Here is a 20,634-nt window from a genome sequence, read left to right on the forward strand (position 1 = left end):
CCAGGCGCTAGTCGCGTCGAAGCGATTCGGGTCGGTGCTTCAGGCAGCCGGCCCGAATGCTTTTTCGAGGCTTCGCAGGAACAGATCTGCTGACTGAGCGCCGATCACGCGCGTTCCGGTGACTTCGTTGCCACTGCCATCAAAGAAGATGATGCCCGGCGGCCCAAACAAACCGAAGCGCTTGAGTAGCGCCTGATCGTCTGCATTGTTGGCCGTGACGTCAGCCTGCACGAGCACCACCTGATCGAGGCGGGCCTTCACGCGCGGGTCCGTAAAAACGAAACGTTCCATCTCCTTGCAACTGATGCACCAGTCCGCATAGAAGTCGAACATCACCGGACGCCCGGCGCTCGCCACCACCTGATCCAGTTCCGCCACGCTACGCACACGCTGGAATTTCACACCCTCGACAGCGGGCGTGCCAGCGTTGGCACTCCCCGACGCCACGGTCGACAAGCCAGCCAGCGGCGCTAACGGATCACGCGCCCCGGCGGCTGCACCGACGAGCGCTACGGCTCCCAACAGGGCCACGGCAACGCCAAGGCCTTTCAGAAGACGTCGCGCACCGCTGACCCCATCGGGCAAATTGTCGAACACACGCATAAAAGTGGCCGAGACCAGCAGGAGAACGCCTGCGCCGAGAAGCAGCGCCGGCGTCGACAGCAGGGGACGAACGATCCACAGCGCAACCCCGAGCAGCAGGAACCCAAAGAAACGCTTCACGCCGTCCATCCATGCGCCCGCGCGCGGCAACAACGTACCCCCGCCACCGGCAAGGATCACAAGCGGCAGTCCCATCCCCAGCGACAGCGCAAAGAGCGTCGCACCACCGAAAACGGCATCCCCGGTTTTGGCGATGAACGCCAACGCTGCTGCCAGAGGTGCCGTCACGCAGGGACTCACGATCAGCCCGGACAGTACACCCATCATTGCTGCACCGACCCACTGTCCCGACTGCTGTTTGCGCGCGGCATTGTCGATCCGGTCACGCAGCGCGGCAGGCAGCTGGATCTCGTACATCCCAAACATCGAAAGGGACAGGACCACCATCAGCAACGCGAACAGAGCAAGCACCCAGGGGGCCTGCAAGAACGCAATCAAACCCTGCCCGAGCAGTCCGGCAGCTACCCCAATGACAGTGTTCACGATGGCCATGCCGAGGACATACGCGATGGCCAGACGCACAGCCTTCCCACGACTGGCTTCTTGTCCCGCGACGATCGACAGGAGAATTGGCACCATCGGCAAAACGCACGGGGTGAAGGCGAGTCCAAGGCCCAGCACGAAGAAAATTCCCAACGCCAACGCAAAGCTGCCGCCCGAGAGAATCCGTTCCGCTTCGTTGTAATCGTCGCGAGCGGACAGCCATCCGCCTGCTGAGCCACCGGCGGGGGATGCGACCGAAGCACTTCCAGCCCCCTGCGCACCGCCACCGAGCAATGCCTGAGTCGCCGGACCGACAGAGGAACCGGCGCTGGAAGCGCCACCGGCCCCATTGCCAATCGCCGCGGCGGAAATCTTCAACGGTTTGTCCATCGGCGGATAGCACAGCCCTTTGTCTGCGCACCCCTGCATCGTGACGTTCAGCGTAAACGGCCCGCTCGCCTTATCGACTGGAATCCGGACATCGATCGGCTCGTGATACACCTCCATGTCCTTGCCGAAAGTGTCGTCGTGCTTCACCTCGCCTTTCGGGAACACCGGCGCGCCGAGTTTGACGGCGGAGTTGTCTGCGGCGAAGGCGAACCGCTCACGATAGAGGTAATACCCCTTCGCTACGTCGAAACGCAACACCACGACTCCGGGCTGCTCCGATTTCGACACCTTGAAGGCGACGTCAGGATCGAGGAAGTCGTCCGCTGCGTGGGCACGGCCCACACCCAACGTCAGCATGATCGCCAGCATGGTCAGTGCAAGCATCCAGAGTCGCTGGACACGATGCGGCATCGTCGCTCCCCGGGTGCTGCAGGAAACCGCTAATTCCGGCCCGGCCAACGTCTTCACATCAAACATGCAGTTCCCCCCGCGTTTCATTCTCGACCCATCGCGCGTAAGCGGGCAGTGCCGCCGTGGCGGGCCACGCCACAATCTCCGGGACGTCGTATGGATGGTGTTCTTTGATGTACTGCTCCAGCGCACCGTAACGCGCGGCAGTCGTCTTGATCATGAGTGGCACTTCAACGCTCGTTTCACGCTTGCCCTGCCAGCGGTAACTCGACCGCACGGGCGCCATTTGCTGCACGCAGGCCGCCAGGCGTGCGGCAAGCATGCCGTCGATGGCCGCTTCTGCGCTGGCCTCGTCGGGAAATGTCGTCATGACAATGAGAAGGGCGTCCATGGTGTGCTGTAGACCGTTCAGGCGTGAGAGGTGTTCACTGTACACCGACACCGGCAAAGATGTGTGCGGCGACAACGATTTCCAGACTGGTGCTGATGCCTGCTCGGACGATGCCCAAAAAACAAAAAAGCCAGGTCAATGACCTGGCTTCTTTTTACGACTGACGGTCTTCAAAAGACCGTTGCGCGAATCGCTTACTCAGCGACTTCCGGCGCTTCCGTGTCGACTTCCGGACGGTCCAGCAGTTCGACGAAAGCCATCGGAGCGTTGTCACCCACGCGGAAACCCATCTTCAGGATACGCAGGTAGCCGCCCGGACGGTTGGCAAAACGCGGGCCGAGTTCGTTGAACAGCTTCGTGACCATTTCGCGATCGCGCAGGCGGTTGAACGCCAGACGACGGTTAGCGACGGAGTCCTTCTTGCCCAGCGTGATGAGGGGCTCGACGACCTTACGGAGTTCCTTGGCCTTCGGCAGCGTGGTCTTGATGGCTTCGTGCTGGAGCAGCGAATTCGACATGTTACGCAGCATGGCCAGACGGTGGCTGCTGGTACGGTTCAGTTTACGCAAACCATGACGGTGACGCATTTTTACTTTCCTTTAAACAGAGTTTTCGACCAAGCTCTTCTATCGGTGACAATCACCGCGGGCCGGTACCTTCGCAATCGGCCGTATCGGACATGCCGACGTGCCGCACTTACGTAGCAACACGGCCGCCCGAAGGCGGCCATGTCGTTACATTACTTCTCGAGACCAGCCGGCGGCCAGTTTTCGAGCTTCATGCCGAGCGTGAGACCACGCGAGGCAAGCACTTCCTTGATCTCGTTGAGCGACTTGCGACCCAGGTTCGGGGTCTTGAGCAATTCGTTCTCGGTACGCTGGATCAGGTCGCCGATGTAGTAGATGTTTTCGGCCTTCAGGCAGTTGGCCGAACGCACCGTCAACTCGAGATCGTCCACCGGACGCAGCAGGATCGGATCGATCTGCGGCGCACGCGACGGCGCTTCGCTGGCGGCTTCCGTGCCTTCCAGCGCAGCGAACACCGACAGTTGGTCGACGAGGATGCGAGCCGATTGACGGATCGCTTCCTCCGGCGATACCACACCGTTGGTTTCGATGTTCATCACGAGCTTGTCCAGGTCCGTACGCTGCTCCACACGGGCCGATTCGACCGCGTAGCTCACACGCTTGACCGGCGAGAACGACGCGTCGAGGACGATACGGCCGATAACCTTGGCCGATTCGTCGCCATAACGGCGCACGTTACCCGGGACATAACCACGACCCTTCTCGATCTTGATCTGAACGTCGAGCTTGCCGCCCTTCGCCAGATGCGCGATCACGTGATCGGGGTTGATCAGTTCCACATCATGCGGCACTTCGATATCCGAAGCGCGCACCACACCTTCACCATCCTTGCGCAGCGTAACGGTGACTTCGTCACGGTTATGCAGCTTGAACACGACACCCTTGAGGTTCAACAGGAAGTTGACGACATCTTCCTGGACACCATCGATGGTGGAATATTCATGCACAACGCCAGCGATCGTCACTTCGGTCGGCGCGTAGCCCACCATCGATGACAACAGCACGCGGCGAAGCGCGTTGCCCAAGGTGTGGCCGTAGCCACGTTCGAACGGCTCCATCACGACTTTGGCGTGATGCTCACCGACCGGCTCAACCGCAATAATCTTGGGCTTCAACAAACTGGTTTGCATAGGTTTCCTTTTCAATACCCTCGGCTCGTTACACCGATAAGGCTGATGGGTGACAACCTGCACGGAACGCAAAACGCGCCGTGAGGCGCGTCAAGCATCATACGGATTAACGCGAATACAATTCGACGATCAGGCTTTCGTTGATGTCGCCCGCGATATCGCTACGTTCCGGCAGTGCCTTGAAAGTGCCTTCCATCTTCTTGGCGTCAACCGAAACCCAGATCGGGAAACCGACTTGCTCAGCCAGCGTCAGCGCTTCTTGAATACGCACTTGCTTCTTGGCCTTTTCGCGAATGCTGATCACGTCGCCGGCCTTGACCTTGATCGACGGGATGTTCGAAACGACACCGTTCACCACGATGGCCTTGTGGCCAACGAGTTGGCGCGCTTCAGCGCGCGTCGAACCAAAGCCCATGCGGTACACGACGTTGTCCAGGCGCGACTCGAGCAGTTGCAGCAGGTTTTCACCCGTGTTGCCCTTGACGCGGTCGGCTTCCGCGAAATAACGACGGAACTGACGCTCAAGCACGCCGTAAATACGCTTAACCTTCTGCTTTTCGCGCAGCTGGTTGCCGTAGTCCGACGTACGAGCACCCGACGTGCGGCCATGCTGACCCGGCTTGCTATCCAGCTTGCACTTGTCGGCGAGCGAGCGACGTGCGCTCTTCAGGAAGAGGTCAGTACCTTCACGACGGGAGAGTTTGGCCTTCGGGCCGATATAACGTGCCACGGTTGTTCCTTTATCTCAAAATTTGACGCAGCGAACTTTGTCCACTACGCAAGTCCGGTACCAATGTACCGGACGGTGGTCTTAGAAATTACTACGCGCACGGCCGAGACCGTGCGCGAACCCGCGATTATAGCAGGATTTCCTGAAGCGTCTTAGATACGACGACGCTTCGGCGGGCGGCAGCCGTTGTGCGGGACCGGCGTCACGTCCGAGATGGCCGTGATCTTGATACCCAGCGCATTCAGCGCACGAACCGCGGATTCGCGACCCGGGCCCGGGCCCTTGATGCGAACTTCGAGGTTCTTCACGCCGTATTCCAGTGCCACGCGGCCAGCCGACTCAGCAGCAACCTGGGCAGCGAACGGGGTCGACTTACGCGAACCCTTGAAGCCCTGGCCACCCGACGTCGCCCATGCCAGCGCATTGCCCTGACGATCGGTGATCGTGATGATGGTGTTGTTGAACGAAGCGTGGACGTGCACGACGCCTTCGGCAACGCTCTTCTTGACCTTCTTGCGAACGCGCTGCGAAGCGGCGTTGTTCTGTTGCTTAGCCATGAGTTCCTATCCTCTGGTTACTTCTTCAGCGAGACGCCGGCCTTACGCGGGCCCTTACGGGTACGCGCATTGGTACGGGTGCGCTGACCGCGAAGCGGCAAGCCCTTGCGGTGACGCATACCACGATAGCAGCCCAGGTCCATCAGGCGCTTGATGCTCATGGTCGTCTCACGGCGAAGGTCACCCTCAACCGTCAGTTGACCAACTTGATCACGCAGCTTTTCGAGATCAGCGTCGTCGAGGTCCTTGACCTTCTTCGAGTGAGCCACACCGGCTGCGTCGCAAATCTGGCGAGCGCGCGTGCGACCGACACCGTAAATAGCCGTCAGGCCAATGACAGTGTGCTGGTGGTTCGGGATGTTAACCCCTGCGATACGAGCCATTCGTAATTCCCCAACTAAATAGCGTTAAAGGCCGATTAGCCCTGACGTTGCTTGTGGCGCGGATCCGAGCTGCAGATCACGCGCAGCACGCCTTTGCGCTTCACAAACTTGCAATTGCGGCAGATGCACTTAACAGATGCCAAAACTTTCATGACAATTCCCTCTCTCTAATCACTTCGCCCGGAAGACGATCCGCGCACGCGACAGATCGTAGGGCGTCAACTCTACCGTCACCTTATCTCCGGGAAGGATGCGGATGTAATGCATCCGCATCTTGCCGGAAATATGTCCGAGTACTACATGACCATTTTCCAGCTTTACCCGGAAGGTGGCATTGGGGAGGTTTTCAACGACCTCACCCTGCATTTGAATAACGTCGTCTTTCGACATGATCCTGGATGATCAGCGAAGCGTCATGTTATTGCCGCCCTTGAAATTCGCCTTGCGGAGCAGCGACTCATATTGTTGCGACATCACATACGACTGCACTTGCGCCATGAAGTCCATCGTCACCACCACGATAATCAGCAGTGAGGTTCCACCGAAGTAGAACGGGACATTCCAGCGCAACACGAGGAACTCAGGCAGCAAACACACCAAGGTGACGTAAGCTGCACCGGCCAGTGTCAATCGCGTCAGGATCTTATCGATATAACGCGCGGTCTGGTCGCCCGGACGGATGCCCGGAACAAACGCGCCGCTCTTCTTCAGGTTCTCAGCGGTCTCCTTGCTGTTAAACACCAGAGCGGTGTAAAAGAAGCAGAAGAACACGATCGCCAGTGCGTAGAGCATCACGTAGATCGGCTGACCCGGCGACAACTTCGCCGCGATATCCTTGAGCCAGCGCGCGTTATCACCTGCGCCGAACCAATTCGCGATCGTTGCCGGGAACAGGATGATCGACGATGCAAAGATCGGCGGAATCACGCCTGCCATATTCAGCTTGAGCGGCAGGTGCGAAGCCTGACCACCGTACACCTTATTGCCGACCTGACGCTTCGCGTAGTTCACCAGGATCTTGCGTTGACCACGTTCGACGAAAACGACGAAGAACGTCACGAGCACCACCAGGGCACAGATCACGATCGCCGAGAACGGACCGATCGAACCGGTACCGACCAACTCGAACAAGCCACCCACAGCGTTCGGCAAACCTGCCGCAATACCGCCGAAGATGATGATCGAAATGCCGTTACCGAGACCGCGTTCGGTGATCTGCTCACCAAGCCACATCAGGAACATCGTGCCGGTCACGAGCGTGATCACCGTCGTCAGGCGGAACAGCATGCCCGGATCGACGACGAGCCCCGGCTCGCTTTCCAACGTCACAGCGATTGCAGCTGCCTGGAAGAGCGCAAGCACCACCGTGAAATACCGGGTGTACTGCGTGATCTTGCGTTGTCCGGCCTGGCCTTCCTTACGCAATGCTTCCAGTTGAGGCGAAACCATCGCCAGCAACTGCATGATGATCGACGCCGAGATGTACGGCATGATCCCCAGCGCGAAGATCGTGAAACGCGACAACGCACCGCCAGAGAACATGTTGAACATGCCCAGGATCCCGCCCGACTGGCGCTGGAACAACTGCGCCAGCTGATCGGGGTCGATGCCCGGCACCGGGATATGCGCACCAATACGGTAGACGATCAACGCCAGCAGCAAGAAAACCAGCCGCCGGCGCAGATCCGCATACTTCGGGCCCTGCGTACCAGGCTTAGCGAGATTAGGAGACTTGGCCAATGATGGCTCCGGGGTGTCCTAACTTACTCTGCGACCGAACCGCCAGCCGCTTGAATGGCGGTGAGCGCACCCTTGGTGACGCCCAGACCCTTCACAACGACCTTGCGGGTGATCTCGCCAGCGGCGATGATCTTGGCCGAAAGCGACAGCTCGCTCACCAGACCGGCCTGCTTCAGAACCAACAGATCGATCTCGTCGACCGGCAGGTTGTTCAGGTCCGACAGACGAACTTCGCCCACGAAACGACGCGTCAGCGACTTGAAACCACGCTTCGGCAGACGACGTTGCAGCGGCATTTGACCGCCTTCGAAGCCCACCTTGTGGAAGCCACCCGAACGCGACTTCTGACCCTTGTGACCACGGCCGGCGGTTTTACCCAGACCCGAACCGATGCCACGGCCGACGCGGCGCTTGGCGTGCTTGGCGCCTTCTGCCGGCTTAATCGAATTCAATTCCATTTTGCCCTCGCTCAGTCGACGATCTTCACAAGGTACGAGACCTTGTTGATCATGCCCCGCACAGCGGGCGTATCCTGCAACTCGCTGACCGAATTGAGGCGACGCAGGCCGAGGCCCTTCACGGTGGCGCGATGTTCTTCGCGCGTACCGATCAGGCTCTTGACCAGCTTAACTTTCACAGTTTGCTGCGACATATTGATCACCCTTAGCCGAGGATCTCTTCCACCGACTTGCCACGCTTAGCGGCGATGTCAGCAGGAGTCGATTGTTTCTTCAGGCCGTCGAGCGTGGCGCGGACCAGGTTATACGGGTTCGTCGAGCCAAGGCTCTTCGTCACCACGTTGGTCACGCCCATCACCTCGAACACCGCGCGCATCGGGCCACCGGCGATCACGCCAGTACCGTCCTTCGCCGGCGACATCAGGACGCGCGAGGCGCCATGCTGGCCGAGAACGTTGTGTTGAAGGGTGCCGTTCTTCAGAGCAACCTTGAACATATTGCGGCGGGCTTGTTCCATTGCCTTTTGAACAGCAACCGGGACTTCCTTCGCCTTGCCCTTGCCCATGCCGATGCGGCCATCGCCGTCACCAACCACGGTCAACGCGGCAAAACCGAGAATACGGCCACCCTTCACAACCTTCGTGACACGGTTGACCGCGATCATCTTCTCGCGAAGGCCGTCGTCGCGTTCGTCAGCCTGAACTTTCGCTTGCATCTTTGCCATGACGGATCCTTACTTAGAACTTGAGGCCGGCTTCACGGGCTGCGTCGGCAAGAGCCTTAACGCGACCGTGATAGCGGAAGCCCGAGCGGTCGAAAGACACGCTTTCGATGCCGGCGGCCTTCGCCTTTTCGGCGATACGACGACCGATCAACGCAGCAGCGGCAGCGTTGCCACCCTTGCCTTCCTTGTCGCCCAGTTCCTTGCGCACTTCGGCTTCCAGCGTCGAAGCGCTGGCCAGCACTTGCGTGCCGTCTTCCGAGAAAACTTGCGCGTAAATGTGCACGTTGGTGCGATGCACGGAAAGGCGATGCACCTTCTGAGCTGCCAGCTTGATACGAGTCTGGCGAGCGCGGCGCACACGTGATTGTTTCTTGTCCATGTTTCGCACCCTTACTTCTTCTTGGTTTCCTTGAGGATCACCGTCTCGTCCGCATAGCGGACACCCTTACCCTTGTAGGGCTCGGGCGGACGGTAACCGCGAACTTCCGCAGCCACTTGTCCGACGCGTTGCTTGTCAACGCCTTTGATGATGATCTCAGTCTGCGTGGGGGTCTCTACCTTCACGCCTTCCGGCATGGCGTGCACAACATCGTGCGAGAAACCCAGCTCGAGCTTCAGGTTGTTACCTTCAGCCTTGGCACGGTAACCCACGCCAACGAGGTTCAGCTTCTTTTCGAAACCCTTGCTCACACCGGTCACCATATTGTTGACCAGTGCACGTTCCGTACCATACAGCGCATTCGCTTCACGGCTTTCGTCAGCCGGGGCGAAGGTGATGGTGCCGTCTTCAATCTTGACGTTCACAAGGACGTTCACGCCGCGGGTCAACGAACCCAGGGCACCCTTGACCGTCAGCACATTGCCAGCCAGCGTCGTTTCAACGCCCTTCGGCAGTGCAATGGGACTCTTACCTACTCGAGACATTTCAACTCTCCTCGGTTAGGCCACGTAGCAGATGACTTCGCCGCCCACGCCAGTGGCGCGTGCCTTGCGATCCGTCATCACGCCCTTCGGGGTCGAGACGATTGCAACGCCCAGGCCATTCATGACCTGCGGGATATCGTTGCGGCTCTTGTACACACGCAGACCCGGGCGCGAAACGCGCTCGAGGCGCTCGATCACCGGACGGCCAGCGTAGTACTTCAGTGCGATGTTCAGCACCGGCTTGGTTTCTTCTGCTTCAACCGCGAAGTCTTCGATGTAGCCTTCGTCCTTCAGGACTTTGGCGATCGAGACCTTCAGCTTGGACGAGGGCATCTTCACCGATGCCTTCTCAACCATCTGAGCGTTGCGGATGCGAGTCAGCATATCGGCGATAGGATCGCTCATGCTCATGGTGCTTCTCCTATTACCAGCTTGCTTTGGTCACGCCCGGGATTTCGCCACGGAAGGCGATTTCACGGATCTTGTTACGGGCCAGGCCGAATTTGCGGAACGTGCCGCGCGGACGACCGGTCAGCTCGCAACGATTGCGTTGACGCGTCGGGTTGGCGTTACGCGGCAGCTGTTGCAGCGCCAGGCGTGCTTCATAACGCTCGTCTTCCGACTTGCTGGTGTCTTCGATGATCGCTTTGAGGTCAGCACGCTTGCCAGCGTACTTCGCCGCCAGACGGGCGCGCTTCTTTTCGCGTTCGATAAGTGCCAGTTTAGCCACGATTACCTCAGTTACGGAACGGGAATTTGAACGCCGACAGAAGAGCCTTGGCTTCTTCGTCAGTCTTCGCAGTCGTCGTGATGCTGATATTCAGACCACGCAGTGCGTCGATTTTGTCGTATTCGATTTCGGGGAAAATGATCTGCTCTTTCACACCGATGTTGTAGTTGCCACGACCGTCGAACGCACGACCCGAAATACCACGGAAGTCACGCACGCGCGGCAGAGCCACGGTGATGAAACGATCCAGGAATTCGAACATACGCTCGCCGCGCAGCGTCACCATCGTACCGATCGGGTAACCTTCGCGGATCTTGAAACCGGCGATAGCCTTACGAGCCTTCGTGACCACCGGCTTTTGACCGGCAATCTTCGTCAGGTCGCCAACGGCGTGCTCAATGATCTTCTTGTCAGCAACGGCTTGACCAAGGCCCATATTCAGGGTGATCTTGGTGATGCGCGGCACTTCCATCACGGACTTGTAACCGAACTGCTTGGTGAGCTCGGCGACAATCTTGTCCTTATAGATTTCTTGCAAACGGGCCATTATCTATACTCCCTTAGGCACCGACGACCGCACCGGTCGTCTTGAGGAAGCGGACCTTCTTGCCGTCTTCGACCTTGATGCCCACGCGCGACGGCTTGCCATTGGCATCCACCAGCGCCACGTTCGAAACGTGGATCGGCATCGTCTTGTCGACCACGCCACCTTGCGTACCCTTCATCGGGTTCGGCTTGACGTGCTTCTTGGCGACGTTCACGCCTTCGATGACCAGCTTGTCACCATCAACGGCCAGAACCGTGCCACGCTTGGCCTTGTCCTTACCCGTCAGAACGATGACTTGGTCACCCTTACGAATCTTGTTCATGTGTCGGCTCCTTACAGCACTTCCGGGGCCAGCGACACGATCTTCATGAAGCGTTCGGTACGCAGTTCACGCGTAACCGGCCCGAAGATACGGGTGCCGATCGGCTCGAGCTTGGTGTTAAGCAGCACGGCGGCATTGCCGTCGAATTTGACCAGCGAGCCGTCCTGGCGACGCACGCCCTTGGCGGTGCGCACGACCACTGCGTTGTAGATTTCGCCCTTCTTGACGCGACCACGCGGGGCAGCATCCTTCACGCTGACCTTGATGATGTCGCCAATGCCGGCGTAGCGACGCTTGGAGCCGCCCAGCACCTTGATGCACATCACTTCGCGCGCACCGGTGTTGTCGGCTACTTCGAGCCGGGTTTCAGTTTGAATCATGGTGTTATCTTCCCAACTTAATCCGACACCTAGGCGTCGGTCAGTCTTGGTCCCCGTCAGCACCAAAGGGTGCCGTTTGGGTTGAGTCGTTCAAAAGTGGACAACCTTGCTACCTCGTCCAGACCCGTAGAGGATACGAATCGGCTTCGGAAGCCATCCACTCCCTTGCGAAACCAAAGACCGGTTTTGGCGAAAGAAGCGGAAAGTCCGGAATTATACATCGATAATTCCGGACTTGCAAGTCAAGCCTTCGCTTCAAACTGCCTTAGATGATACGGGCAGCTTCCACGAGACGGGTAACCGTCCAGGCCTTGGTCTTCGACAGCGGGCGGGATTCTTGAATCTCGACCAGGTCGCCTTCCTTGTACTGGTTGGTTTCGTCGTGCGCGTGGTACTTCTTCGAGCGCACGATGTACTTGCCGTAGAGCGGGTGCTTCATTTGACGCTCGATCAGCACGGTAACCGTCTTTTCCATCTTATCGCTGGTGACGCGACCCACGAGGGTGCGCTTCAGCGAAGTCTTAGCGGTATCGTTCATTTCTGGCTCGCCTTCTCAGTCAACACGGTACGCACACGCGCGATGTCCTTGCGCACCTTCTTCAGCTGGCTGGTGTTGCTCAGCTGTTGGGTGCCCGCTTGCATGCGAAGACCGAATTGGGCCTTCAACAGATCCGACAGTTCCTTGTTCAGGCCGTCGACATCCTTGGCACGAAGTTCGGATGCTTTCATTTCAAATTCTCCCTTCAGGCGCCAAGGCGACGGACGAAGAACGTCGTCTGAATCGGCAGCTTGGCAGCAGCCAGGCGGAACGCCTCGCGCGCCAGCGCTTCATCCACACCGTCCATTTCGTACAGCATCTTGCCCGGCTGAATCTCGGCGACGTAGTACTCCGGGTTACCCTTACCGTTACCCATACGCACTTCTGCCGGCTTTTGCGAGATCGGCTTGTCCGGGAAGATACGGATCCAGATACGGCCACCACGCTTGATGTGGCGGGTCATAGCACGACGAGCAGCTTCGATTTGACGAGCCGTCAGACGACCACGACCGACCGCCTTCAGACCGAATTCGCCGAACGACACTTCGTTGCCACGGGTGGCGACGCCAGTGTTACGGCCTTTCTGCTCTTTGCGATACTTTCTGCGTTTCGGTTGCAGCATGATTATTCTCCAGTCTTGGCGTCGCCTTCAGGCTTGCCAGCCGGACGGCGTGCACCACCGCGCTTCGCACCGGCCTTGTCGCCAGCATCGTCACGACGGGGGCGACGGTCGCCCGGACGCGCATTGCGGCGCGGACGCTTTTCTTCGGCCGGCTCTTCAGCCACCGGAGCGTCGTTGCGGCCCAGCGTGTCACCCTTGTACACCCACACCTTGATACCGATGATGCCGTACGTCGTCTTCGCTTCCGAGGTTGCGTAGTCGATGTCAGCGCGCAGGGTGTGCAGGGGCACACGGCCTTCGCGGTACCACTCGGTACGGGCGATTTCGATACCGTTCAGACGGCCAGCGCTCATGATCTTGATGCCTTGGGCACCCAGACGCATCGCGTTCTGCATCGCACGCTTCATTGCGCGACGGAACATGATACGGCGCTCAAGCTGCTGAGCGATCGAATCGGCGATCAGCTGCGCATCGGTTTCCGGCTTGCGGATTTCTTCGATGTTCACGTGCACGGGCACGCCCATGCGCTTTTGCAGCTCAGCCTTGAGGATTTCGATGTCCTCGCCCTTCTTGCCGATCACAACGCCCGGACGCGAGCTGAAAATCGTGATGCGAGCATTCTTGGCCGGACGTTCGATGACCACGCGGCCAACCGAAGCGTTCTTCAGCTTCTTCTTCAGGTAATCGCGAACGCCGATATCTTCCTGCAGCATTTTCGCGAAATCCTGGTTGTTCGCGTACCAACGCGAAGCCCAGTTACGACTGACAGCCAGACGGAAGCCAGTCGGATGAATTTTCTGTCCCATCGTGACCCCTTAGTTGCCCAGCGTCACAGTGATGTGACAGGTTTGCTTCTCGATGCGGTTACCACGGCCCTTAGCGCGCGCGGTGAAACGCTTGAGCGAGGTCGCCTTGTCAACGAAGATGCCCTTAACGCGCAGTTCGTCGATGTCAGCACCTTCATTGTGCTCGGCGTTGGCGATAGCCGACTCCAGCACCTTCTTGATGATGACCGCGGCCTTCTTCGGCGAGAAGGTCAGTACATTCAGCGCACGCTCCAGCGGCAGGCCGCGGATCTGGTCAGCGACCAGACGCGTCTTCTGCGCCGAGATACGGGCACCGCGGTGAATTGCTTTCACTTCCATGATCGGCCCCTTATTTCTTCGCCTTCTTGTCGGCCGCATGGCCCTTGAAGGTACGGGTAAGTGCGAACTCACCCAGCTTGTGGCCGACCATGTTTTCCGTCACGTACACCGGCACGTGTTGACGGCCATTGTGTACGGCGATCGTCAGGCCGATGAAATCGGGCAGGACGGTCGAACGACGCGACCAGGTCTTGATCGGCTTCTTGTCACGCGATGCAGCTGCCGCTTCCACTTTCTTCAGCAGATGAGCGTCGCAAAACGGACCTTTTTTAACAGAACGAGTCATTTGCTAGCTCCAATTAGCGCTTCTTGCGACGCTGAACGATCATGCTGTCGGTACGCTTGGTCGAACGGGTACGCTTACCCTTGGTATGCTGACCCCACGGGCTGACCGGATGACGACCAGCTGCCGTACGACCTTCACCACCACCGTGCGGGTGATCCACCGGGTTCATCGCCACACCGCGAACGGTCGGGCGAATACCGCGCCAACGCTTAGCACCGGCCTTGCCCAATTGGCGCAGGCTGTGCTCTTCGTTGCCGACTTCACCGATGGTTGCGCGGCACTCGATGTGCACGCGACGGACTTCGCCCGAACGCAGACGCACTTGAGCGTACGTGCCTTCACGAGCCAGCAGCATTGCCGACGTACCAGCGGCACGGGCGATTTGCGCACCCTTACCCGGCAGCAGTTCGATGCCGTGAATCGTGGTACCGACCGGAATGTTGCGGATCGGCAGCGTGTTACCAGACTTGATCGGAGCTTCCGAGCCGCTCACCACTTGCTGGCCGACGGTCATACCCTTCGGAGCAAGAATGTAGCGACGCTCGCCGTCGGCGTAGCAAAGCAGTGCGATGTTTGCGCTGCGGTTCGGATCGTACTCAAGACGCTCAACCTTCGCCGTGATGCCGTCCTTATTGCGACGGAAATCGACGATACGGTAGTGTTGCTTGTGACCGCCACCCATATGACGGGTGGTGATGTGACCGTTGTTGTTACGGCCAGCGGTCTTGCTCTTGGTATCGAGCAGCGGGGCGAACGGCTTGCCCTTATGCAGATCCTTGTTGACGACCTTGACCAGCGAACGGCGGCCCGGCGACGTCGGTTTCGTTTTGACGAGTGCCATGATTACTTGGCCTCCGCTTCAAAATTGATTTCCTGACCCGGCTTCAAGCTCACGTAAGCCTTCTTCTCGTGGTCGCGACGACCCATGAAGCGGCCAAAGCGCTTTTGCTTGCCCTTACGGTTCAGGATCTGCACCGACTCGACTTCAACCTTGAAGAGAAGCTCAACAGCAGCCTTCACTTCTTGCTTGTTCGCGTCGCGTGCAACTTGGAACACCACTTGTTCATTCTTGTCAGCCACCAGCGTCGCCTTTTCGGAGATCACCGGCGCGAGCAAGACCTGGTACAGACGATGGTCGTTTTTACGCACGTCGCTCATGACAGCATCTCCTCAATCTTGGCGATCGCGCCCTTCGTCAGCAGCACCTTCTTGAAGTAGATGAGCGACAGCGGGTCGGCGAAACGCGGCTCGGTGACGGCAACGTGAGCCAGATTGCGCGAGGCCAGGAACAGGTTCTCGTCCACGCTATCCGTGATCAGCAGCACCGACTCAAGACCCATGGCCTTGATCTTTTCAGCGAGCAGTTTGGTCTTCGGCGCATCCAGCTTGATGTCCTCGACCACCGACAGACGACCTTCACGGGCGAGCTGCGACAGAATCGAGCACACACCGGCGCGGTACATCTTCTTGTTGACCTTGTGGGTGAAGTTCTCTTCCGGCGAATTCGGGAAGATACGGCCACCGCCGCGCCACAGCGGGCTCGACGACATACCGGCACGAGCGCGGCCCGTACCCTTCTGACGCCACGGCTTCTTCGTCGTGTGCTTGACCTGTTCACGGTCCTTCTGCGCACGGTTGCCGCTGCGGGCGTTAGCTTGATAAGCCACCACAACCTGATGGATCAGCGCTTCGTTGTAGTCACGGCCGAACACGACGTCCGACGCGTTGACAGCAGCGCCTTCCTGACCTTGCTCATTCAGGAGCTTAAGTTCCATTGTTACGCTCCCTTCGCGAGTTTGGCCTTGACTGCCGAGGTCACGAAAACCTTGCCTTCGTTGGCGCCCGGAACGGCACCCTTCACGAAGATCAGGCCACGTTCAGCGTCAATGCGCGCGATTTCGAGATTCTGTACCGTCGTCGTGACGTCACCCAGGTGACCCGTCATGCGCTTACCCGGGAACACACGGCCCGGATCCTGCGCCATACCGATCGAACCCGGCACGTTGTGCGAACGCGAGTTACCGTGCGATGCGCGGCCCGAAGCGAAGTTGTAACGCTTGATGGTACCTGCGTAGCCCTTACCGATCGACACGCCTTGCACGTCGACCTTCTGGCCTACTTGGAACAGATCGACACCAACGGCTGCGCCCGGCTGCAGTTCAGCAGCTTTGGCAGCATCGATGCGGAATTCCTTGAGGATTTCACCGGCTTCAACACCAGCTTTCGCGTAGTGACCGGCGGCGGCTTTGGTCACGCGCGAGGCGCGACGATTGCCGAAAGTGACTTGAACGGCGGTATAGCCGTCCGTTTCATCCGTCTTGATTTGCGTCACGCGGTTGTTAGACACGTCGAGCACGGTGACGGGAATCGAATCGCCGTCGTCCGTGAAAATACGCGTCATGCCAACCTTGCGACCGACAAGGCCAAGGCTCATGATTTTCTCCATTCCCGACTGCGATTGGCCGGGGCTAAATGACAAAAGGATGGTCCACGGACGTGGGCCATCTTTTCAAAACTACACTTGAGCCCGCCATTATAGGCGGACTTTTATCGCTTGACAAGTGTTGCTAAATCACATAACAAAAGCCCCGCCGGTCCAGCATTGGCGGGGCTTTCAAGAGCGAAATCGCTCCCAAGCCTTACTGCAGCTTGATCTCGACGTCGACGCCAGCCGGCAGATCGAGCTTCATCAGCGCGTCAACCGTCTTGTCCGTCGGATCGACGATGTCCATCAGGCGCTGGTGCGTACGGATTTCGAGCTGGTCGCGCGACGTCTTGTTGACGTGCGGCGAACGCAGGATGTCGAAACGCTCGATACGCGTCGGCAGGGGCACCGGGCCCTTGACGATTGCGCCAGTGCGCTTGGCGGTTTCAACGATTTCGGCAGCCGACTGGTCGATCAGGCGGTAGTCGAAAGCCTTCAGGCGGATACGGATCTTTTGGTTCTGCATGGAATTTCTCCAAAGAGCATGGCAACCCTCGTTCGGGCGCCGGGTAAATCACAAAGAGCAAACAGAATCACGACGATGGGGGCCGAAACCCCGCACCGTCGTTCAATCCGCTATTAGGCGAGGATCTTAGCAACGACGCCCGAACCCACCGTACGGCCACCTTCGCGGATTGCGAAGCGCAGACCTTCGGTCATGGCGATCGGAGCGATCAGCTTGACGGTGATCGACACGTTGTCGCCCGGCATGACCATTTCCTTGTCGGCCGGCAGGGTGATCGAGCCGGTCACGTCCGTCGTACGGAAGTAGAACTGCGGACGGTAGTTGTTGAAGAACGGCGTGTGACGGCCACCTTCGTCCTTCGACAGCACGTACACTTCGGCCGTGAACTCCATGTGCGGCTTGATCGAGCCCGGCTTGGCCAGAACCTGACCACGCTGGACGTCTTCACGCTTCGTGCCGCGCAGCAGCAGGCCAACGTTATCGCCTGCCTGACCTTGGTCGAGCAGCTTGCGGAACATTTCAACGCCCGTGCAGGTCGTCTTGTCGATGTGCGGCTTGTCGCCGTCCATCTTGATACCGACGATTTCGATTTCTTCGCCGACCTTGACCACGCCCGACTCGATACGACCCGTCACCACCGTGCCGCGACCCGAGATCGAGAACACGTCTTCCACCGGCATCAGGAACGGCTTGTCAACAGCGCGCTCCGGCGTCGGGATGTACGAATCCAGCGCGTCGGCCAGGTTCATGATCGCGACTTCGCCCAGTTCGCCCTTGTCGCCTTCCAGCGCCAGCTTGGCCGAACCCTTGATGATCGGGGTATCGTCGCCCGGGAAGTCGTACTTCGAGAGAAGCTCGCGCACTTCCATTTCGACCAGCTCGAGCAGCTCGGCGTCGTCGACCATGTCGCACTTGTTCAGGAACACGATGATGTACGGCACACCGACCTGACGGGCGAGCAGGATGTGCTCACGCGTTTGCGGCATCGGGCCGTCAGCTGCCGAGCAAACCAGAATTGCGCCGTCCATCTGGGCAGCACCGGTAATCATGTTCTTGACGTAGTCGGCGTGGCCCGGGCAGTCAACGTGTGCGTAGTGGCGCGTAGCCGTTTCGTACTCGATGTGTGCCGTGTTGATCGTGATACCACGTGCCTTTTCTTCCGGCGCCGCGTCGATTTCGTCGTACTTCTTGGCTTCGCCGCCGAACTTGGCCGACAGAACCGTTGCAATAGCAGCCGTCAGGGTGGTCTTGCCATGGTCAACGTGGCCAATGGTACCGACGTTCACGTGCGGCTTAGTCCGCTCGAATTTTTCCTTTGCCATTTCCGAATCCTCAGATACTGAATAGACGATTAAACAGTGTGTCGGGTGCCGCACCGGATGATGCGGACACCCTACAAATGAATTACTTGCTCTTGTTGCTGATGATGGCTTCGCTCACGTTCTTCGGAGCTTCAGCGTAGTGCTTGAACTCCATCGTGTACGTGGCGCGGCCTTGCGTAGCCGAACGCAGCGACGTCGAATAGCCGAACATTTCCGACAGCGGGACTTCAGCGCGCACGATCTTGCCGCCGCCGACCATGTCGTCCATGCCCTGGATAATGCCGCGACGGCTCGACAAGTCGCCCATCACGTTACCCATGTAGTCTTCCGGCGTTTCCACTTCCACGGCCATCATCGGCTCGAGGATGACCGGCTTGGCACGGCGCATAGCTTCCTTGAAAGCCATCGAACCAGCCATACGGAACGCGTTTTCGTTCGAGTCCACATCGTGGTACGAACCGAACGTCAGGTGGACCGTCACGTCGACGACCGGGAAGCCAGCGAGCACACCGCTCTTGAGCGTGTCCTGGATACCCTTATCAACGGCCGGAATGTATTCACGCGGAATCACACCACCCTTGATTTCGTCGAAGAACTTGTAACCAGCGCCTTGCTCGCTCGGCTCAAGCGTAATGACAGCGTGACCGAACTGGCCGCGACCGCCCGACTGCTTGACGAACTTGCCTTCCACATCGGCAGCCGTCGCGCGAATGGTTTCGCGGTAGGCAACCTGCGGAGCGCCGATGTTGGCTTCCACGCCGAATTCGCGCTTCATGCGATCGACCAGAATTTCGAGGTGGAGCTCGCCCATACCCGAAATGATGGTCTGACCCGATTCTTCATCGGTCTGCACGCGGAACGACGGGTCTTCCTGCGCCAGGCGGTTCAGGGCGATGCCCATCTTTTCCTGGTCGACCTTGGTCTTCGGCTCGACAGCCTGCGAAATCACCGGCTCCGGGAACACCATGCGTTCGAGCACGATCGGTGCCGACGGATCGCACAGCGTGTCACCGGTCGTCACATCCTTCAGACCGACAGCAGCGGCGATGTCACCCGCACGCACTTCGTCAATTTCTTCACGCTGGTTCGCGTGCATCTGCAGAATACGGCCCAGGCGTTCCTTCTTTTCCTTGACCGAGTTCAGCACCGTGTCGCCCTTGTTCACCACGCCCGAATAGACGCGGAAGAACGCCAACTGACCAACGAACGGGTCCGTCATGATCTTGAACGCCAGCGACGAGAACTTCTCGTCGTCCGAAGCACGGCGCTCGACCGGCTGTTCCTTGTCATTCGTGCCCGTGACCGGCGGAATGTCCACCGGCGACGGCAGGAAGTCGACCACGGCGTCCAGCATACGCTGCACACCCTTGTTCTTGAACGCGGTACCGCACAGCATCGGCTGGATTTCGCACTCGATGGTACGGTGACGAATGCCCTTGATGATGTCAGCTTCGGAGAGGTCACCCTCTTCGAGGTACTTGTTCATCATCTCTTCGCTCGACTCGGCAGCGGCCTCGACCATGCCTTCGCGCCACTTCTGGGCGTCTGCTTGCAGCTCGGCCGGAATGTCGACGTAGTCGAACTTCATGCCTTGCGAAGCTTCGTCCCAAATGATCGCCTTCATCTTGATGAGGTCGACCACGCCCTTGAAGTTTTCTTCAGCGCCGATCGGCACCACCACCGGCACCGGGTTGGCCTTCAGACGGTTCTTCAACTGGTCGTAGACCTTGAAGAAGTTCGCGCCGGTACGGTCCATCTTGTTGACGAACGCCAGACGCGGCACGCCGTACTTGTTGGCCTGACGCCACACGGTTTCCGACTGGGGCTGCACGCCACCCACAGCGCAATACACCATGCACGCGCCATCGAGAACACGCATCGAGCGCTCGACTTCAATCGTGAAGTCGACGTGACCCGGGGTGTCGATGATGTTGATGCGGTGCTTTTGATAGTTGTTGGCCATGCCGGACCAGAAGCAGGTCGTGGCAGCCGACGTAATCGTGATGCCGCGCTCTTGTTCCTGCTCCATCCAGTCCATCGTCGCCGCGCCATCGTGCACTTCACCGATTTTGTGGTTCACACCGGTGTAGAACAAAATGCGCTCGGTCGTCGTGGTTTTACCTGCGTCGATGTGAGCGCTAATACCGATGTTGCGGTAGCGCTCGATAGGGGTTGTACGAGCCACTTTAAGCCTCTTTCAATGTAGCCGCCATTTTTGAG

The 20,634-nt window shown here is 58.8% G+C and carries 33 protein-coding genes; all 33 read right to left on the reverse strand.

Annotation, left to right across the window (positions count from 1 at the left end):
• Positions 1–39: 39 nt before the first annotated feature.
• The 33 genes from dsbD to fusA all read right to left on the reverse strand — a co-directional run bounded on the left by dsbD (position 40) and on the right by fusA (position 20,599).
• Complete coding sequence (gene dsbD, locus NTU39_RS24965) at positions 40–1,947, reverse strand: protein-disulfide reductase DsbD (protein WP_257958801.1); 1,908 nt, start codon at positions 1,945–1,947, stop codon at positions 40–42.
• 58 nt (positions 1,948–2,005) lie between these two features.
• The gene (gene cutA, locus NTU39_RS24970) at positions 2,006–2,338 is read right to left on the reverse strand and encodes a divalent-cation tolerance protein CutA (RefSeq protein WP_257958802.1); all 333 of its coding nucleotides are present in this window, start codon (positions 2,336–2,338) and stop codon (positions 2,006–2,008) included.
• A 194-nt stretch (positions 2,339–2,532) separates the two neighbouring features.
• Positions 2,533–2,925 (reverse strand): 50S ribosomal protein L17, encoded by a 393-nt coding sequence (gene rplQ / locus NTU39_RS24975; RefSeq protein WP_039393695.1) that lies wholly within the window; start codon positions 2,923–2,925, stop codon positions 2,533–2,535.
• Positions 2,926–3,077: 152 nt separating this feature from the next.
• The gene (locus NTU39_RS24980; RefSeq protein WP_039393697.1) at positions 3,078–4,055 is read right to left on the reverse strand and encodes a DNA-directed RNA polymerase subunit alpha; all 978 of its coding nucleotides are present in this window, start codon (positions 4,053–4,055) and stop codon (positions 3,078–3,080) included.
• 106 nt (positions 4,056–4,161) lie between these two features.
• Positions 4,162–4,785: a 30S ribosomal protein S4 gene (rpsD, locus tag NTU39_RS24985; RefSeq protein WP_039393699.1), complete on the reverse strand. Its 624-nt coding sequence runs from the start codon at positions 4,783–4,785 to the stop codon at positions 4,162–4,164.
• 152 nt (positions 4,786–4,937) lie between these two features.
• The gene (gene rpsK, locus NTU39_RS24990) at positions 4,938–5,342 is read right to left on the reverse strand and encodes a 30S ribosomal protein S11 (protein ID WP_010804113.1); all 405 of its coding nucleotides are present in this window, start codon (positions 5,340–5,342) and stop codon (positions 4,938–4,940) included.
• A 17-nt stretch (positions 5,343–5,359) separates the two neighbouring features.
• Positions 5,360–5,725 (reverse strand): 30S ribosomal protein S13, encoded by a 366-nt coding sequence (rpsM, locus tag NTU39_RS24995; protein ID WP_039393701.1) that lies wholly within the window; start codon positions 5,723–5,725, stop codon positions 5,360–5,362.
• 35 nt (positions 5,726–5,760) lie between these two features.
• Positions 5,761–5,877: a 50S ribosomal protein L36 gene (rpmJ, locus tag NTU39_RS25000; protein WP_010804115.1), complete on the reverse strand. Its 117-nt coding sequence runs from the start codon at positions 5,875–5,877 to the stop codon at positions 5,761–5,763.
• Positions 5,878–5,896: 19 nt separating this feature from the next.
• Positions 5,897–6,115 carry a translation initiation factor IF-1 gene (gene infA, locus NTU39_RS25005; RefSeq protein WP_007869286.1) on the reverse strand — a complete coding sequence of 73 codons (219 nt, stop codon included), beginning with the start codon at positions 6,113–6,115 and terminating at the stop codon, positions 5,897–5,899.
• A 12-nt stretch (positions 6,116–6,127) separates the two neighbouring features.
• Entirely contained in the window at positions 6,128–7,465 is a 1,338-nt protein-coding gene (gene secY / locus NTU39_RS25010) for a preprotein translocase subunit SecY (RefSeq protein WP_010804117.1), read from the reverse strand.
• A 23-nt stretch (positions 7,466–7,488) separates the two neighbouring features.
• A complete protein-coding gene (gene rplO, locus NTU39_RS25015) occupies positions 7,489–7,923 on the reverse strand; it encodes a 50S ribosomal protein L15 (protein WP_039393709.1) in 435 nt (144 codons plus the stop codon).
• Between the two features lie 11 nt (positions 7,924–7,934).
• Complete coding sequence (gene rpmD / locus NTU39_RS25020) at positions 7,935–8,117, reverse strand: 50S ribosomal protein L30 (protein WP_010804119.1); 183 nt, start codon at positions 8,115–8,117, stop codon at positions 7,935–7,937.
• Between the two features lie 11 nt (positions 8,118–8,128).
• Positions 8,129–8,647: a 30S ribosomal protein S5 gene (gene rpsE, locus NTU39_RS25025; protein WP_039393711.1), complete on the reverse strand. Its 519-nt coding sequence runs from the start codon at positions 8,645–8,647 to the stop codon at positions 8,129–8,131.
• Positions 8,648–8,660: 13 nt separating this feature from the next.
• Positions 8,661–9,026 carry a 50S ribosomal protein L18 gene (gene rplR / locus NTU39_RS25030; protein ID WP_039393713.1) on the reverse strand — a complete coding sequence of 122 codons (366 nt, stop codon included), beginning with the start codon at positions 9,024–9,026 and terminating at the stop codon, positions 8,661–8,663.
• A gap of 11 nt (positions 9,027–9,037) precedes the next feature.
• Positions 9,038–9,571 (reverse strand): 50S ribosomal protein L6, encoded by a 534-nt coding sequence (rplF, locus tag NTU39_RS25035; protein ID WP_150666282.1) that lies wholly within the window; start codon positions 9,569–9,571, stop codon positions 9,038–9,040.
• Between the two features lie 15 nt (positions 9,572–9,586).
• Positions 9,587–9,982, reverse strand: a complete 396-nt coding sequence (gene rpsH / locus NTU39_RS25040) for a 30S ribosomal protein S8 (RefSeq protein ID WP_010804123.1) — start codon at positions 9,980–9,982, stop codon at positions 9,587–9,589.
• Between the two features lie 13 nt (positions 9,983–9,995).
• Complete coding sequence (gene rpsN, locus NTU39_RS25045; RefSeq protein ID WP_039393717.1) at positions 9,996–10,301, reverse strand: 30S ribosomal protein S14; 306 nt, start codon at positions 10,299–10,301, stop codon at positions 9,996–9,998.
• 7 nt (positions 10,302–10,308) lie between these two features.
• Complete coding sequence (gene rplE, locus NTU39_RS25050; RefSeq protein WP_150666283.1) at positions 10,309–10,848, reverse strand: 50S ribosomal protein L5; 540 nt, start codon at positions 10,846–10,848, stop codon at positions 10,309–10,311.
• A 13-nt stretch (positions 10,849–10,861) separates the two neighbouring features.
• Positions 10,862–11,170, reverse strand: coding sequence for a 50S ribosomal protein L24 (gene rplX, locus NTU39_RS25055; RefSeq protein WP_257958810.1), 309 nt, complete (start codon positions 11,168–11,170; stop codon positions 10,862–10,864).
• Between the two features lie 11 nt (positions 11,171–11,181).
• A complete protein-coding gene (rplN, locus tag NTU39_RS25060) occupies positions 11,182–11,550 on the reverse strand; it encodes a 50S ribosomal protein L14 (protein WP_010804127.1) in 369 nt (122 codons plus the stop codon).
• A gap of 265 nt (positions 11,551–11,815) precedes the next feature.
• Positions 11,816–12,088 carry a 30S ribosomal protein S17 gene (gene rpsQ / locus NTU39_RS25065; protein ID WP_150666284.1) on the reverse strand — a complete coding sequence of 91 codons (273 nt, stop codon included), beginning with the start codon at positions 12,086–12,088 and terminating at the stop codon, positions 11,816–11,818.
• On the reverse strand, positions 12,085–12,279 hold the full coding sequence (rpmC, locus tag NTU39_RS25070) for a 50S ribosomal protein L29 (protein ID WP_010804129.1): 195 nt from the start codon (positions 12,277–12,279) through the stop codon (positions 12,085–12,087). Before rpmC ends, rpsQ begins: the two co-directional genes overlap by 4 nt.
• A gap of 14 nt (positions 12,280–12,293) precedes the next feature.
• A complete protein-coding gene (gene rplP / locus NTU39_RS25075) occupies positions 12,294–12,710 on the reverse strand; it encodes a 50S ribosomal protein L16 (protein WP_010804130.1) in 417 nt (138 codons plus the stop codon).
• A 2-nt stretch (positions 12,711–12,712) separates the two neighbouring features.
• Entirely contained in the window at positions 12,713–13,516 is an 804-nt protein-coding gene (gene rpsC / locus NTU39_RS25080) for a 30S ribosomal protein S3 (RefSeq protein ID WP_039393724.1), read from the reverse strand.
• 9 nt (positions 13,517–13,525) lie between these two features.
• Entirely contained in the window at positions 13,526–13,855 is a 330-nt protein-coding gene (gene rplV, locus NTU39_RS25085) for a 50S ribosomal protein L22 (RefSeq protein ID WP_039393726.1), read from the reverse strand.
• 10 nt (positions 13,856–13,865) lie between these two features.
• Positions 13,866–14,141 carry a 30S ribosomal protein S19 gene (gene rpsS, locus NTU39_RS25090; RefSeq protein ID WP_010804133.1) on the reverse strand — a complete coding sequence of 92 codons (276 nt, stop codon included), beginning with the start codon at positions 14,139–14,141 and terminating at the stop codon, positions 13,866–13,868.
• A gap of 13 nt (positions 14,142–14,154) precedes the next feature.
• Positions 14,155–14,982 carry a 50S ribosomal protein L2 gene (gene rplB, locus NTU39_RS25095; protein WP_017235799.1) on the reverse strand — a complete coding sequence of 276 codons (828 nt, stop codon included), beginning with the start codon at positions 14,980–14,982 and terminating at the stop codon, positions 14,155–14,157.
• Between the two features lie 2 nt (positions 14,983–14,984).
• Positions 14,985–15,299 carry a 50S ribosomal protein L23 gene (gene rplW / locus NTU39_RS25100; RefSeq protein ID WP_010804135.1) on the reverse strand — a complete coding sequence of 105 codons (315 nt, stop codon included), beginning with the start codon at positions 15,297–15,299 and terminating at the stop codon, positions 14,985–14,987.
• On the reverse strand, positions 15,296–15,916 hold the full coding sequence (gene rplD, locus NTU39_RS25105; RefSeq protein ID WP_010804136.1) for a 50S ribosomal protein L4: 621 nt from the start codon (positions 15,914–15,916) through the stop codon (positions 15,296–15,298). Before rplD ends, rplW begins: the two co-directional genes overlap by 4 nt.
• Before the next feature lie 2 nt (positions 15,917–15,918).
• Positions 15,919–16,575 (reverse strand): 50S ribosomal protein L3, encoded by a 657-nt coding sequence (rplC, locus tag NTU39_RS25110; RefSeq protein ID WP_039401616.1) that lies wholly within the window; start codon positions 16,573–16,575, stop codon positions 15,919–15,921.
• A 205-nt stretch (positions 16,576–16,780) separates the two neighbouring features.
• Positions 16,781–17,092 carry a 30S ribosomal protein S10 gene (rpsJ, locus tag NTU39_RS25115; protein WP_010804138.1) on the reverse strand — a complete coding sequence of 104 codons (312 nt, stop codon included), beginning with the start codon at positions 17,090–17,092 and terminating at the stop codon, positions 16,781–16,783.
• A 113-nt stretch (positions 17,093–17,205) separates the two neighbouring features.
• Positions 17,206–18,414 (reverse strand): elongation factor Tu, encoded by a 1,209-nt coding sequence (gene tuf / locus NTU39_RS25120; RefSeq protein WP_257958814.1) that lies wholly within the window; start codon positions 18,412–18,414, stop codon positions 17,206–17,208.
• A gap of 82 nt (positions 18,415–18,496) precedes the next feature.
• Positions 18,497–20,599, reverse strand: a complete 2,103-nt coding sequence (fusA, locus tag NTU39_RS25125; protein ID WP_150666824.1) for an elongation factor G — start codon at positions 20,597–20,599, stop codon at positions 18,497–18,499.
• Between the last annotated feature and the right edge of the window lie 35 nt (positions 20,600–20,634).

The organism is Pandoraea commovens (assembly GCF_024704525.1).
GTDB classification, from domain to species: Bacteria; Pseudomonadota; Gammaproteobacteria; order Burkholderiales; family Burkholderiaceae; genus Pandoraea; species Pandoraea commovens.